Origin of the sequence: Agrococcus sediminis (assembly GCF_007923295.1) — a bacterium.
Taxonomy (GTDB): domain Bacteria; phylum Actinomycetota; class Actinomycetes; order Actinomycetales; family Microbacteriaceae; genus Agrococcus; species Agrococcus sediminis.
This window is the reverse complement of sequence record NZ_VOIR01000011.1, coordinates 390,373-404,446: the sequence shown is the minus strand read 5'-3', so window position 1 is coordinate 404,446 and position 14,074 is coordinate 390,373. Positions and strand designations below refer to the sequence as shown.

General features: G+C 74.3%; 15 protein-coding genes. 9 read left to right on the top strand and 6 right to left on the bottom strand.

All coding sequences use genetic code 11. The annotated features are described in order from the left end of the window. Positions 1-9 precede the first annotated feature (9 nt). Positions 10-888, bottom strand: a complete 879-nt coding sequence (locus FQ330_RS02405; RefSeq protein WP_146354901.1) for a hypothetical protein — start codon at positions 886-888, stop codon at positions 10-12. Further along, entirely contained in the window at positions 885-1,466 is a 582-nt protein-coding gene (locus tag FQ330_RS02400; RefSeq protein WP_225792653.1) for an RNA polymerase sigma factor, read from the bottom strand. The genes FQ330_RS02405 and FQ330_RS02400 overlap by 4 nt, the downstream gene beginning before the upstream one ends. 314 nt (positions 1,467-1,780) lie before the next feature. On the opposite strand from FQ330_RS02400, the gene FQ330_RS02395 reads away from it, so the two are divergent. Beyond that, on the top strand, positions 1,781-2,983 hold the full coding sequence (locus FQ330_RS02395; RefSeq protein WP_146354897.1) for a sensor histidine kinase: 1,203 nt from the start codon (positions 1,781-1,783) through the stop codon (positions 2,981-2,983). A gap of 28 nt (positions 2,984-3,011) precedes the next feature. Here FQ330_RS02395 and FQ330_RS02390 read toward each other — a convergent pair whose 3' ends face one another. Further along, the gene (locus FQ330_RS02390; RefSeq protein ID WP_225792652.1) at positions 3,012-4,715 is read right to left on the bottom strand and encodes a cell wall-binding repeat-containing protein; all 1,704 of its coding nucleotides are present in this window, start codon (positions 4,713-4,715) and stop codon (positions 3,012-3,014) included. Between the two features lie 82 nt (positions 4,716-4,797). On the opposite strand from FQ330_RS02390, the gene FQ330_RS02385 reads away from it, so the two are divergent. From FQ330_RS02385 to FQ330_RS02355, 7 genes are all read left to right on the top strand, one after another. Beyond that, entirely contained in the window at positions 4,798-5,490 is a 693-nt protein-coding gene (locus FQ330_RS02385) for a response regulator (RefSeq protein WP_225792651.1), read from the top strand. Continuing rightward, entirely contained in the window at positions 5,483-5,893 is a 411-nt protein-coding gene (locus tag FQ330_RS02380) for a DUF2834 domain-containing protein (RefSeq protein ID WP_225792650.1), read from the top strand. The genes FQ330_RS02385 and FQ330_RS02380 overlap by 8 nt, the downstream gene beginning before the upstream one ends. A 204-nt stretch (positions 5,894-6,097) precedes the next feature. Next, complete coding sequence (locus FQ330_RS02375) at positions 6,098-6,979, top strand: ABC transporter ATP-binding protein (protein ID WP_146354890.1); 882 nt, start codon at positions 6,098-6,100, stop codon at positions 6,977-6,979. Next, positions 6,976-8,088, top strand: coding sequence for an ABC transporter permease (locus tag FQ330_RS02370; RefSeq protein ID WP_146354888.1), 1,113 nt, complete (start codon positions 6,976-6,978; stop codon positions 8,086-8,088). The genes FQ330_RS02375 and FQ330_RS02370 overlap by 4 nt, the downstream gene beginning before the upstream one ends. Before the next feature lie 288 nt (positions 8,089-8,376). Next, positions 8,377-8,736 (top strand): GntR family transcriptional regulator, encoded by a 360-nt coding sequence (locus FQ330_RS02365; RefSeq protein WP_146354886.1) that lies wholly within the window; start codon positions 8,377-8,379, stop codon positions 8,734-8,736. After that, a complete protein-coding gene (locus FQ330_RS02360) occupies positions 8,733-9,647 on the top strand; it encodes an ABC transporter ATP-binding protein (RefSeq protein WP_146354884.1) in 915 nt (304 codons plus the stop codon). The genes FQ330_RS02365 and FQ330_RS02360 overlap by 4 nt, the downstream gene beginning before the upstream one ends. Before the next feature lie 9 nt (positions 9,648-9,656). Beyond that, a complete protein-coding gene (locus FQ330_RS02355; RefSeq protein ID WP_146354882.1) occupies positions 9,657-10,376 on the top strand; it encodes a hypothetical protein in 720 nt (239 codons plus the stop codon). Positions 10,377-10,582: 206 nt separating this feature from the next. Here FQ330_RS02355 and FQ330_RS02350 read toward each other — a convergent pair whose 3' ends face one another. The 3 genes from FQ330_RS02350 to FQ330_RS02340 all read right to left on the bottom strand — a co-directional run bounded on the left by FQ330_RS02350 (position 10,583) and on the right by FQ330_RS02340 (position 12,869). After that, positions 10,583-11,935: a cryptochrome/photolyase family protein gene (locus FQ330_RS02350; RefSeq protein ID WP_146354880.1), complete on the bottom strand. Its 1,353-nt coding sequence runs from the start codon at positions 11,933-11,935 to the stop codon at positions 10,583-10,585. Positions 11,936-12,037: 102 nt separating this feature from the next. Continuing rightward, complete coding sequence (locus tag FQ330_RS02345) at positions 12,038-12,310, bottom strand: hypothetical protein (RefSeq protein ID WP_146354878.1); 273 nt, start codon at positions 12,308-12,310, stop codon at positions 12,038-12,040. A 142-nt stretch (positions 12,311-12,452) separates the two neighbouring features. Further along, positions 12,453-12,869, bottom strand: a complete 417-nt coding sequence (locus FQ330_RS02340; RefSeq protein ID WP_146354877.1) for a hypothetical protein — start codon at positions 12,867-12,869, stop codon at positions 12,453-12,455. Positions 12,870-12,989: 120 nt separating this feature from the next. Between FQ330_RS02340 and FQ330_RS02335 the strand changes: the two genes are divergently transcribed. Continuing rightward, positions 12,990-14,039 carry a threonine aldolase family protein gene (locus tag FQ330_RS02335; RefSeq protein WP_146354876.1) on the top strand — a complete coding sequence of 350 codons (1,050 nt, stop codon included), beginning with the start codon at positions 12,990-12,992 and terminating at the stop codon, positions 14,037-14,039. The last annotated feature ends 35 nt before the right edge of the window (positions 14,040-14,074 follow it).

Below are 14,074 nucleotides of genomic sequence, written 5' to 3'. Positions count from 1 at the left end.
GAGGCTCGGCTACTGCAGCTGCAGGATCACCCAGAGCTTGGCCCCCGGCGGCCCGACGAGCTGCGTGAGCACGTCAGGCGACTCGACGTCGTCGATCACCGCGGCCTCGTTCGGCACGCACTCCGCAGTCGCAGCACCGATCGAGACCGTGCCCGTCGTCGTGCCGCACCAGACGACCGCGTCGACGAGGCTCGTGCCGGCCGCCCGCAGCGCGGCGTTCTGCTCGGCCGTGAAGCTGCCGCCGTGCGGGCGGCGCTCGACGTGCGGCAGCGGGTCGCCCGGCGCGGTCAGCGCGAACACGCGCGCGTCGGGGCCGGGAATCGCGTAGTCGATGAAGCCCGCGGTGTCGACACCGCACAGGAGGGTGCGCCAGCTCGCAGCGCCGCCCGCGGCGACGGAGCCGTCGTCGATCCAGATCTCGAGCGGCGAGACGCAGCTGATCGCCAGGTCGTACAGCTGCCCGTCCTGCGGTGCCGGGCCGCCGGTCGGCACCTCGACCACGCTCGGCTCCGGCGCGCTGGTCGGATCGGGCTCGATGGTCGCCTGCGGCGGCGGGGTCACGGTGCCCGGCTCGAGCGTCGCGGCCGGTGCCGTCGGCTCCGGCGACGGCGTCGCACTCGGCGCCGGCGTCGGCGTCGGCATGAGCGTCTCGACGACCGACGGCATCGGCGGCGGCGGCGCGGCCTGATCCTGCAGCAGCGTGCCGCGCACGCCCTGCACCGCGACGACCGCGCCGACGATGACGAGCACCGCTGCCGCCGATCCGCCCACGAACGCCCGATTGCGCCTGCGCTCCCGCAGCCGCTCGTGCGGCGCCATCGTCGACAGCCCCGCACGCATCCGGTCGCGGAACTCCTCGCTCATGCGCGGCGGCTGCTGCTGGCTCATGCGCTCACCTCATCGAGTCGGGCGCCCGCGGCCTCGAGGCGGCCGCGCAGCCGCTGCTTCGCGCGGTGGATGCGGGTCTTCGCCGCCCCGTAGCCGACGCCCATCGCCGCGGCGGCGTCGGCGAGCGGCAGCCCCTCGAGCATCACGAGCGCGATCAGCCGCGCATCCGTCTCGGGCAGCTCGCGCAGCGCCTGCGCGACCGCCGACCCGGCGTCGAGGCGCTCGAGCCGGTCGGCGGCGACATCCGCGGTGTCGGGCGCGTCGGGGCCGAGCGGGATGTGCGCGATCAGCCGCTCGTTGCGGCGGATGCTGCGGCGCGCGTTGCGCGCGCAGTTGGTCGTCGTGACGAGCAACCAGGGGAGCACCGAGTCGTCGACGATCCGCACGCGCGCCCGACGCCGCCACGCCTCCGCGAACGCGGCCGCCGTGACGTCCTCGGTGTCCTGCCGGTGCTGCATCAGTCTCCAGGCGTGCCGCCACACGCGATCGCCGTGCCTGTCGAAGATCGCCGCGAACGCGACCCCGTCCCCGCGCACGACGGCGCGCCACAGCTGCGCGTCGGTCTGCGAGAGGTCCACATCCCGGATTGTCCAGGTCGCACCGGCCGGTTACACCGCGGGCGCGCCGCGCCGGCGGCACCGCCCGCCTCGAGGGCGCCGATCCCCCTCCAGCACAACGCAAGCCCGCGCGGCCCACCCGTCGGCGGAACGCTGCCGCCCGCGCGATCCGCCACGGAAGGCGGCACGCGGGCTTGCGTTGTGCGCGAGGGAGCGCGGCGGTGGGGCACCCGGCCGCGCCCCCACCCCACCCCTCCCCCGCCCGGCGGAGGCGACCGGGCGCATCCGCCCGCCGGCGGAGGCGGGCCCGCGAGGCGCGCGCCTAGGCTCGGAAGGTGCGCCGAGCCCCCGATGCCAGATCGCTGCGATCCGACACGATGCTCGCGATCGCGCTCGCGGCGGCCGGCTGCGTGATGGTCGCGCTCAGCGCCACGACCGGGTTGCAGCTCACCGAGGTGCCGCTGTGGGCGCCGATGCTCGCGGCGGTGCTGCTCGCCGCGCCCCTCGTGCTGCGCCGCCGGCACCCGGTGCCGGTCGCTGCGGCGCAGATCGTCATCTACATCGTCGCCGGCGAGGCGGGCGCGCTCGAGCTGTACGTGTCGCAGGTGGCGCTCTTCATGGGCATCTACTCGATCGGCGCGTGGGAGGCGAACCGCCGCCTCGCGCACTGGTCGCGCGTCGTGATCGTCGTCGCGATGGCGGTGTGGCTGGCGGTCTCGGCGATCCGCGGCTTCTCGGAGCCCGAGACCGGCGAGCGCGGCGTGGCCGCCTACTTCGCGCTGCTCATGATCCAGGTGGTCATCAACGCCGCCTACTTCGGCGGCGGCTGGATCTTCGGCGACCGCGCCTGGCGCGCCGCCCTCGAGCAGGAGCAGCTCGACGCCGCCCACGCCGAGATCCAGGCGCAGCAGGCGCTGCTCGCAGACCAGGCCGTCTCGCTCGAGCGCCTGCGCATCGCCCGCGAGCTGCACGACGTCGTCGCGCACCACGTCTCGGCGATGGGCGTGCAGGCGGGTGCCGCGCGGCGGGTGCTCGCGGCCGATCCGGAGCGGGCGGCGGATGCGCTGCGGCACGTCGAGCAGTCGGCTCGCGACGCGATCGGCGAGCTGCGGTCGCTCGTGGTGACGCTCCGCTCGGAGGACGAGCCCACCGGCGCGCCCGACCTCGACGCGCTGCCCGAGCTCGTCGCCTCGGCTGTCGCGAGCGGCCAGCGGGTCGCGCTGCAGACGATCGGCGAGCCGCGCCCGGTGACGCCGATGGTGGGCCTCGGCGCCTACCGGGTCGTGCAGGAGGCGCTCACGAACGCCCGCAAGCACGCGGGCCCCTCGGCGCAGGTCGACGTGCGCGTGCGTTTCCTCGACGACGAGCTCGAGGTCGAGGTCGCCGACGACGGGCACGGCGGCGGCCCGGGCTGGCACGGCGCGGGCGCCGGGCTCGTCGGCATGCGCGAGCGGATCGCGGCGCTCGGCGGCGCGCTCGAGGTGGGCCCGCGCTCGCGCGGCGGCTGGCTCGTGCGGGCGCGGGTCCCGTCGCGCTGACGCGGCTCGGGCTCGGGCGCCGGCCGCCTCAGCAGCTCGTGTATCGCGCGGAGGCCTCCGAGATCGTCGGGGTGCCGCCGAGCACGAGCACATCGTCGGGCATGAACGCGATGAGCGCGCTGCGCGTCGTGGCCGGCATGCAGCTCGGACCGGTGAGCAGCAGCGGCGCGCCGGTCGCGCCGGCGGCCGCAGCACCCGCGAGCGCGTCGGGGAAGCCCGTACCGCTCGCGACGTAGGCGGTGCTCACATCGCGGAAGAGGCTCGACAGCTGCACGGCGGTCGCGTAGCGGTCGCTGCCGGCGTAGCGCTGCACCGTGCGGCCGCCCGCGACGAGGCCCGAGGCGATGCCCTGCGAGACCGAGGATGCGTCGCCGACCACCCCGGCCCATCCGACCCCCAGCCCCTGCAGCGTGGTGAGCGTCGCCGCGTCGACCTGCGCCGCCCGCCCGTCGACGAGCAGCACGGGGCCGCCTAGGAGCGCCGCGGCCGGGCCGGCCGCGAGCGCGTCGGGGAAGCGGATGCCCGTGGCGACGAAGGCCGACGCGGCGGAGACGAAGGCGTGCTCGGCGATGAGCCGGCTCGTCTCGTAGCGGTTCGCGCCGCCGAGCCGCACGACCTCGCGGTCCGGGTCGAGCGCCTGCACGGCGGTCTGCACTGCGGCCGACACCGACGGCTCGGCACCGACGATGACGACCTTCGCCGGGCGCAGCCGCCGGATCTCGTCGAGCACCGCCTGCGGGATGGAGCCTTGCGGCGTGAGCAGCACCGGCCCGCCCTCGTGCGCGGCGGCAGGGCCGGCGGCGAGCCCGTCGGGGAAGTCCTGGCCGCTCGCGAGGTAGACGACCGGGGCGGTGGTCGCGAAGGTGCGACGCGAGACCTGCACGGCGGTGGCGTAGCGATCGGCGCCCGAGACGCGCGTCGCCGTCGGCAGCGTGATCGTGGGGTCGCCGAACCAGTCGGTCCAGATGCGCCAGGTGTTGCGGTTGCCGTAGGCGGAGCAGGTGTCGCCCGAGCCGTAGAGGTTCGCGAGCGCCGCGGCGTTCGGCTGGTAGGGCGTGTAGTTGTAGAGGCCCGCGGTCGCGAGGTTCTCGATGAAGACGGGGCTCGAGCCGCACGCGGCGTTCGGGTGGAACAGCACCTGGTTGGTCTCGCCCGCCTGGTGGCGGTAGTTGTCGGGCAGCGCCGCGTAGCGATTGAACTGCCGGGCGGCGAAGTAGACCTGGTAGTAGAAGCCGCCATAGGTGGAGTTGCAGGGCGACGTGTCGGGGCACGCGAACCCGGTCGCACGCTCGTAGCGGATGCTGGTCGGCTTCGTGTGCGAGACGAGCGACTGCTCCTTCTCGAGCAGCACGAGCAGGAAGCGCTGCGAGATGTCGCACGCGGCGCCCACGCGCGCGACGATGCTCGCCGCCGACTCGTCGCTCGTCGCTGCCAGCGCGCCGCAGTACGCGTCGGCCGGGATCGCGACCGTGCTCTGCCGGTAGCGGTTGAGGCATGTGTAGCCCGCTTCGCACCCGCGGTGCTTCGACTCGATGAACGCCTGCACCTGGGCCGCGGTCATCGCGCCGCCGTCGTACAGCTGCTGGTCGGAGACGAGGAAGCCGGGGTCGAAGTCGGCGGCCTCGGCCGCCTCCGCCCGGCCGGCCCCGCCTGTGGGCGGCGCGACGGTGAGCAGAGCCCCGACGAGGGCCGCGACCACCGCGGCGACGATCAGACGGATTCTCGTGCGCATCGGGCAACCATTCGGTGGGGGCAAAAGCCTCGACCAGGGTACCGGCCGGGCTCCGGAGCGCAACGGCCGATACCGTGGGCGCGTGACGCGCATCCTGCTGGTGGACGACCAGGCGCTCGTGCGCGCGGGCTTCGAGACGATCCTCACGAGCGAGCCCGGCTTCGACGTCGTCGGCCAGGCGAGGGACGGCGCGGAGGGCGTGCGGCTCGCCGCCGAGCTGCGGCCCGACGTGATCTGCATGGACGTGCAGATGCCCGTCATGGACGGCCTCGAGGCGACGCGCGCGATCACCGCGACCTCGGCGCATCCGGCCGTGCTCATGCTCACGACCTTCGACCGCGAGGACTTCCTCTTCGAGGCGCTCTCGGCCGGCGCGAGCGGCTTCCTGCTGAAGACCGCCGAGCCCGAGCACCTCATCGACGCCGTGCACGCGCTCGCCCGCGGCGACGCGCTGCTGAGCCCCGAAGTCACGCGCCGCGTGATCGAGCGGTTCGCGGCGACCCCCGCCGCGCCCCCGGCCGACGCGACCGACGGTGCCCGCGCCCGCGACGCATCCGCGCCGCCCGCGCTCGCGCAGCTCACCGAGCGCGAGCGCGAGACGCTGCTGCTGCTGGCGCGCGGCCGCTCGAACGCCGAGATCGCGAAGGAGCTCTTCGTCGGCGAGGCGACCGTGAAGACGCACGTGTCGAACGTGCTGCTGAAGCTCGGCATCCGCGACCGCATCCACGCCGTCATCTGGGCGTACGAGCACGGGGTGGTGGCGCCGCGTGGCTGACGAGCCGCGCTCCGGCGGTGCAGCCGCCGAACGCCCGGCGGCGCCGCGCGGGCCAGGCGTCGCGATCGCGTGGTTCGTGCTCTCGGCGGTCGGGCTCGTCGGCACCTGGTGGTTCAACATCGCCTTCATCGCCGAGGCGGGCGGGCTCGGCTACCTCGAGGGCTGGTTCGCGAACGCGGCCGCCTCGTCGGCCTCGGTCGACCTGCTCGTCGTCGCGGTCGCGGCGTCGATCTTCATGCTCGTGGAGGGCGCGCGGCTCGGCTGGGCGCGCTGGGTGTGGGCGCTCGTGCTGCTGAGCGGGCTGACCGCGATCGCGTGCACCTTCCCGCTGTTCCTCGGGCTGCGCGAGCTCGCGCTGCGGCGCCGCGAGCTCGCGGCAGCCTCCCCCGGCCCGCCCGCCTGACGCTCCCGCCGCACGCCTGACGCCCGCACCGCCCGTTCGCCGACCGGCTCCGCGTCGCTCCGACCGGACTATCCGGTCGCAGCGACACCTGGCCGGTCGACGGACGACGGCGACGCGGCGGGCTCCCGCTCCCCCGCCCGGCGGAGCCGCAAGTCCAGCCTCGAGGGGGAGGCCCGCCGGCGCCCGCGACCGTAGCGTCGGAGCATGCTCTCCATCCGCTCGATCTCCCGCTCGTTCCACGGACACCAGGCGCTCCGCGACGTCTCCTTCGACGTGCACGACGGCCTCATGACCGGCTTCGTCGGCGCGAACGGCGCCGGCAAGACCACCGCGATGCGCATCATCCTCGGCGTGCTCGCGCCCGACAGCGGCTCCGTCGAGGTCGACGGCCGCCCGGTCACCGCCGACGACCGCGCGCAGTTCGGCTACATGCCCGAGGAGCGGGGGCTCTACCCCAAGATGCAGGTGCTCGAGCAGCTCGTCTACCTCGGCCGCCTGCACGGCATGAGCCGCATCGACGCGTCGCGCCGCGCCGACGCGCTGCTCGAGCAGCTCGGGCTCGCCGAGCGCCGCTCGGACACGCTCGAGTCGCTGAGCCTCGGCAACCAGCAGCGGGCGCAGATCGCCGCCGCGCTCGTGCACGAGCCCACCGCGCTCGTGCTCGACGAGCCCTTCTCGGGCCTCGACCCGATGGCCGTCGAGACGACGCTCGAGGTGCTGCGCGACGTCGCGCGCGCCGGGGCGCCCGTGCTGTTCTCGAGCCACCAGCTCGACGTCGTCGAGCGCCTCTGCGACTCGCTCGTCATCCTCGCCCACGGCGAGGTGCGCGCCGCCGGCACGCGCGAGCAGATCCGCGCGGCGCACGCCCGCCCCGAGTGGGTGCTGCAGACCGGCGACGCCGGCTTCGTGCGCGGCATCCCGGGCGTCGAGGTGCTCGAGTTCGACGGCGGGCACGTGCGCTTCACCGCCGCCACCGACGCCGACGCCGACCGCGTGCTGCGCGAGGCGATCGAGCGCGGCGCCGTGCGCAGCTTCTCCCCCGTCGCCCGCCCGCTGACCGAGATCTTCCAGGAGGTCGTCCGATGACCGCGCCCACCGCATCCGCCCCCCGCCGCGGGCGCACGCCCTTCGCCCAGGCGGTCGGCATCGTCGCCGAGCGCGAGATCGTCACGAAGGTGCGGTCGAAGAGCTACCTCATCTCGACCGCGATCCTGCTCGCGCTCATCCTCGCCGCGGTGATCTTCTCGTCGGTCGGCCCCGAGCTGTTCGACCAGGACACCCGCGTCGCCACGACCGCCGAGCTCGCCTCGACCCTGCAGGGACTCGACGGGCTCGCCGTCGAGACGCTGCAGGGGGCGGATGCGGTGCGGCAGGCGGTGCTGGACGGCACGGCCGACGCCGGGGTCGTCCCCGGCGACGGACCCTCCGGCCTCACGGTGCTCGCCGACCGCGAGGCGCCGAGCGACCTGCTGCAGCTGCTGAGCGTCGCCCCGGCGCTCGAGCTGCTCGACCCCAACGCGCCCGACCCGATGCTCACCTACTTCATCGGGCTCGCCTTCGGCGTCGTGTTCTTCTCCTCCGCCATCACCTTCGGGCAGACGATCGCGCAGTCGGTCGTCGAGGAGAAGCAGTCGCGCATCGTCGAGATCATGCTCGCGACGGTGTCGGCGCGGGCGATCCTCGCGGGCAAGGTGCTCGGCAACTCGGTGCTCGCGTTCGCGCAGATCATCCTGATCGCCGCGGTCGTGCTGCTGGGCGGAGCGATCACCGGCTCGCAGCTGCTGCTCGACGGGCTGGGCATGCCGATCGTGTGGTTCGTGCTGCTGTTCACCGTCGGGTTCGTGATGCTCGCCGCGCTCTACGCGGCTGCCGCCGCGCTCGTCTCCCGCGCCGAGGACCTCGGCACCGCGACGAGCCCGATCATGATGCTCGTGATGATCCCGTACTTCCTCGTGATCATGTTCAACAACAACCCGCTGGCGCTGCAGATCATGTCCTACGTGCCCTTCTCCGCCCCCGTCGCGGTGCCGATGCGCGTCTACCTGCAGACGCAGCAGTGGTGGGAGCCGCTGCTGTCGCTCGCGGTGCTCGTCGTCTTCACCGTGCTGGTCATCGGCTTCGCCGCCCGCGTCTACGAGCGGTCGCTGCTGAAGACGGGCGCCGCGGTGAAGTGGAAGGACGCGCTGAAGGCCTAGCCGCGCTGCACCGCTCGGCGGCTCCGCAGCTCCGCAGCTCCGCACAACGCAAGCCCGTCGGCTCCGTTCCGCGGCCTCCTCGCCCATCGCGGCGCAGGGCCCGCCGAATCGCGCCGGCGGTCTTGCGTTGTGCGCGCCCACGCCGCGCGCGGTGAGCCGGATCCAGCGACCCGCTTGACGGAGTGCCGGTTCCATGGTTCATTAGTCGAGTAATGAACCAACGTGGTGAGCCGCGCAGCTCACCCAGGATGTGCGCGCATCCGCCCCACCCCACCCAAGGAGGCAGCCATGCTCGACGACAGCAAGCCGCTGTTCGTAGCCGTGGCGGAGCAGATCGAGGACGGCATCCTCGACGGCACCTACGCGGAGGACGGCCCCGTGCCCTCCACCAACGAGCTCGCCGCCTTCCTCCGCATCAACCCCGCGACCGCCGGCAAGGGCCTCGGCCTGCTCGTCGACGCGGAGGTGCTCATCAAGAGGAGAGGGATCGGCATGTTCGTCGCCCCCGGCGCCCGAGAGGCGCTCCGCCAACGACGCAGGCTCGCGTTCGAGGACCAGTACATCGCTCCCCTGCTGCGCGAGGCAGAGCAGCTCGGCATCAGCCCCGACGACCTCGCGCGCATGATCACGAAGGAGTTCGCGCGATGAGCGCCATCGTCACCACCGACCTCGCCAAGCACTACGACGACGTGCGCGCGCTCGACGGGGTCTCCGTGACCCTCGCCGAGCACCGCATCCACGGCCTGCTCGGCCGCAACGGCGCGGGCAAGACCACCCTCATGCAGCTGCTGACCGGCCAGGTCTTCGCGACCGCCGGCGAGATGCGCGTGCTCGGGCAGAGCCCGGTCGAGAACGCCGAGGTGCTCTCGCAGACCGCGTTCATCCAGGAGAGCCAGCGCTACCCCGACACGTTCCGGGCCGTCGACGTGCTGCGCATCGCCGCCGGCGCCTACCCGCACTGGGACCAGGCCTACGCCGACACCCTCGTCGCGCAGTTCCAGCTGCCCGAGCGCCGCATGATCAAGAAGCTCTCGCGCGGCCAGTTCTCGGCGATCGGCATCGTCATCGGGCTCGCCTCCCGGGCGCCCATCACGTTCTTCGACGAGCCCTACCTCGGCCTCGACGCGGTGGCCAGGCGGATGTTCTACGACCGCCTGCTCGCCGACTTCAGCGAGCACCCCCGCACCGTCGTGCTCTCGACGCACCACATCGACGAGGTCGCGAACCTCCTCGAGCACGTCGTCATCCTCGACCAGGGCCGCGTGCTGCTCGACGCCGACACCGACGAGCTGCACGACGCGGCCATCACCGTCTCGGGCCGCGCGGCCGACGTCGACGCGTTCCTCGCGGGACGCGAGGCGCTCGACCGCACGCGGCTCGGCGGGCTCGCGACCGCCACGCTCACGACGCGCGACGGCGACGAGCGCGCCGCCCGCGAGGCGGGGCTCGACGTCGCGCCCGTCTCCCTCCAGGAGCTCTTCGTGCACCTGACCACCGCATCCGCCACTGCTCCGGCCACCGCCGGCGCCGACCCCGCGACCGACGTCGCGACCGTCTGAGGAGCCGCCATGCGCATCCGCAACGTCGTGCAGCTGCACACCGTCAACCGCCTGCAGGCCTTCGGCTGGCCGCTCGTCATCATGTCGCTCTCGCTCACCATCACGCTCATCATCGGCGCGCTCGTGGTCGGCGTCGGCGGCGCCGACGCGCGCACCGGGATGAACACCGGCATGCAGTGGAACGGCGCGATCTTCGCGCTGCTCGGGCCGCTCATCGGCTTCGGCTTCATCGCGATGGGGCAGTACTTCCCGCTCGCGCTCGGCCTCGGCCTCACCCGCCGCGAGTTCGCCGCCGGCACCGCGCTCGTCTTCGTCGGCAACGCCGCCTTCTACGCCGCCGTCGTGACGATCGGCAAGGTCGTCGAGGTCGCGACGGGCGGCTTCGGGCTCGGCGTGCGCTTCTTCGACACCTTCTACACGGGCATCGGCGCGTGGTGGCAGACGCTCGTGCAGACGTTCCTGCTCATCCTCGCGGTGATGCTCGTCGGCGCGGCGATCACCACCGCGTTCCACCGGTGGGGGCAGTCGTTCCTCTGGGTGTTCTGGATCGGGCTCGCCGCCGTCGTGCTCGCGGTGGTCGCGGGGGCGCTGCTGTCGGATGCGTTCCGGGCGGCGGCGATGGACGTCCTCGGGATGGCATGGGGCGGCTGGATGGTCGTGATCGCCGGCTTCGCGGCGCTCGGCGCGGCGGTCTGGCTGACGCTCGTGCGGCGGGCGCAGGCCCGCTAGCTGGGGCGTCCGCGGCGCCCGGCTCCTCGCGCCCCGCGCACAACGCAAGCCCGCCAGCCGCGTTCCGCGGCGCCCTGGCCGTTCTCGGCCGGTGCGTCGCAGGATCGCGGCGGCGGGCTTGCGTTGTGCATCCCCTCGCGCGGCGCGGGGGCGGGAGGGCGGCCGGGCGCGGCGGGCGGGCGCAGGCGCGGTAGGCGGGCGCCGGGTCAGCGCTTGACGGCGGCGAGGCGCGCGAGCGCTTCCTCGCGCTCGGCCTTGTGGTCGACGATGCGCTCCGGGTAGCCGTGCGCGGCGCCGTCGGGCACCCTCCACGGCTCGTGCACCGCAGCGCCCGCGATGTGCCGCAGCTCGGGCACCCACCGGCGCACGTAGTCGCCGTCGGGGTCGAAGCGCTGGCCCTGCAGCACCGGGTTGAAGACGCGGAAGTAGGGGGCCGCGTCGGTGCCGGTGCCCGCCGTCCACTGCCAGCCGTGGTTGTTGGAGGCGAGGTCGCCGTCGGCGAGGTGCCGCAGGAAGTGGCGGGCGCCGTGCGGCCACCACACGTGGAGGTCCTTCGTGAGGAAGCTGGCCGTCACCATGCGCACGCGGTTGTGCATCCAGCCCTCGGCGAGCAGCTGGCGCATGCCGGCGTCGACGAACGGGAAGCCGGTGCGCCCCTCGCACCACGCGTCGAAGAGCTCGCCCGGCTCGTCGTAGGCGATGCCGCGCAGCTGGTCGCCGTAGTCGCGCCAGGCCGAGCGCGGGTGGTGCAGCAGCACGTCGGCGTAGAACTCCCGCCAGGCGAGCTCGGTCTGGTAGCGCTTCAGCGAGCGCTGCGCCGCCGCGCTGCGGCTCGGCGCGACGCGGTCGAGGTCGGCGAGCAGCGTGCGCGGATGCACGGCGCCGAGCTTGAGCGCGATCGACAGGCGGGAGGTGCCGTCGAGGTCGGCGCGGTCGCGGGCGGTGTCGTAGTCGTCGATCGCGTCGTCGAGGAACCCGTGCCAGCGCTCGAGCGCGCCCTCCTCGCTCGCCCAGCCGAGCTCGGCCGAGGTCTCGGGCGGCTCGGGCAGCGGCTCGCCCTCAGCCCGGCGCACCCAGCGGGTGCCGGCCGGCAGCTCGGCGGGTGCCCGCCAGCCGTGCTCGAGCCAGGCCTTCGAGAAGGGTGTGAAGACGCGGAACGGCTCGCCGTCGCGCTTGCGCACGCGCCCCGGCGAGACCGCGTACGGGGTGCCGGTCGCCACGAACGGCACGTCGAGCGCCGCCTCGACGCGCGCGTCGCGCCGACGGCCGCCGGGCGTCGTCTCGCCCGAGACGTGCACCGCATCCGTCCCCACCTCGGCGGCGAGCGCGGGGATGACCTGCTCGGGCCGGCCGCTGCGCACGATCAGGGCGCCGTCGGTGGCGCGGTGCAGCGCGGCGAGCGCGGTGCGGAGCGCCGCGGTGCGCGGCACGCCCGCATCCTCGAACGCCGGATCGACGACGAAGACGGGCAGCACGTCGCCGGCCTCGGCGGCGGCGGTGAGCGCCGGGTGGTCGTGCACCCGCAGGTCACGGCGGAACCACACGATCTGCGCACCCATGCGGGCAGGCTACGCGGCCCGGCTCGACGTCAGCCGGTGGGCCGAAGCCCGGCGGCCGGGCGGACGCGGATGCGCGCGCCCGGCCGCCGGAGCACCGTCGCGTCAGCCGAGCGGGTCGGCCTGCTCCTGCTCGTCGGGCGCCGGCACGGGGTGCGGGTGCACGCCCGCGTCGAGGTGGCGCGTCGCGCCGGGCACGTCGGCGCCGTCGTGGGGGCTGAGGCCCTCCGCCTCGCTCGCGACGTCGTCCGCACCGTGGTCGGCGACGGGCTGGTCGGGCCGCTGCTCGGCGAACTCGAGCTCGCCCGGGTCCGTCGGGCGCTCGTCGGGCACGTGCTGGTCGGTCGGGTGCTGTCCTGCATCCATGTGCTCTGGCATCCGGTCTCCCTTCCTCGCGGTCGGCGCCGGAGGGCGCCGCTGCTCCCGCGCCCGGCAGTGTGGTCGCTCGACCTGTGCCGAGCCTGAGCAGGCGCGCCGCGAGGCGGGACCCGACCCGGTCAGGGCTGGGTCCCGCCTGCGGTCAGTGACGCGGGTCGTGCCGCTCCGCCTCGTCGACGACCGCGGGACCGGTGCCGTGCTCGGGCGAGTCGGCGTCCTGCACGGGCGAGCCCTCGCCCGTGGGCGACGGGCCGAGGCCCTGCGCGGGCGAGGCGGCATCCTGCGTGGCGCCGTCGCCGGCGGATCCGCGCGCGCCCTCGGCCGGCGACGCGGCGTCGCGCACCGGCGAGCCGGAGCCGTCGGACTGCGAGCCGAGCCCCTCGACCGGCGAGTCGGCGTCGTCGTCGAGGTGCGTGCCGGCCACGTGGTGCCCGTGCTCGTCGTGGTGCCCGTGCTCGCCGTGGTGCTCGTGCCCCTCGTGGCCGTGCTCGACGTGCTCGTGCTCGTGCTCGTGCTCGTCGTGCCGGCCGTGCTTCCCTGGCTGCGATGCGTGGTTCATGCGCTCCTCCAATCGTCGCGCGGCTCCGGCGTCGTCGCCGGCCCGCGGGTCTCCCTGCTCCGCATTCTGTCGCGAAGCTCCTGCACGCGCACCCATCAGCTCGTCTGCGAGGATCGTTCCGTGCAGCAGCTCCACGACGCGGATCGCCGCGGGTTCGCCTCCGACAACTACTCCGGCGTGCACCCCGCCGTGCTCGCGGCCGTCGCCGCGGCCAACGGGGGCCACCAGACCGCCTACGGCGCCGACGACTACACGGCGCGGCTGCAGGAGGTCGTGCGCGGCCACTTCGGCGACGCCGCCGAGGCGTTCCCGGTCTTCAACGGCACCGGCGCGAACGTGCTCGCGCTGCAGTCGCTCCTGCCCCGGTGGGGCGCGGTGATCGCGGCGAAGAGCGCGCACATCAACGTCGACGAGGGCGGCGCTCCCGAGCGCGTCGGCGGCATGAAGCTGCTCACCGTGCCGACGCCCGACGGCAAGCTCACGCCTGCGCTCATCGACCTCGAGGCGTGGGGCTGGGGCGACGAGCACCGGGCCCAGCCGCTCGCGGTCTCGATCACGCAGTCGACCGAGCTCGGCACGCTCTACACCCCCGACGAGATCCGTGCGATCGCGGACCACGCGCACGAGCGCGGCATGCTGCTGCACGTCGACGGCGCGCGGCTGTCGAACGCGGCGGTCTCGCTCGGCACCGACCTGCGCGCGTTCACGACCGACGCGGGCGTCGACATCCTCTCCCTCGGCGGCACGAAGAACGGCGCGATGTGCGCCGAGGCGGTCGTCGTGCTCTCGGAGGGCGCGGGCGAGGGCCTCCTGTACCTCCGCAAGCTCAACATGCAGCTCGCGTCGAAGATGCGCTTCATCTCGGCGCAGCTCGTCGCGCTCTTCGAGGGCGAGCTGTGGCGCGAGAGCGCCGCGCACGCCAACGCGATGGCGGCGCGCCTGCGGGCCGCGGTGGAGCAGGTGCCGGGGGTCGGGTTCGCCTACCCGACCCAGGCGAACGGCGTCTTCGCGCGGCTGCCCGAGGGCGTCGCCGACCGGGTGCGCGAGCGCTTCTTCTTCTACGACTGGGACGCCCCGGCCGGCGAGGTGCGCTGGATGTGCACGTGGGACACGACCGAGGACGACGTGGATGCGCTGGCGCAGGCCGTGCGGGAGGCCGTCGGCGCGTAGGCGCACGCCTGTCCGGCGCGACGCGGCCGGCGCAT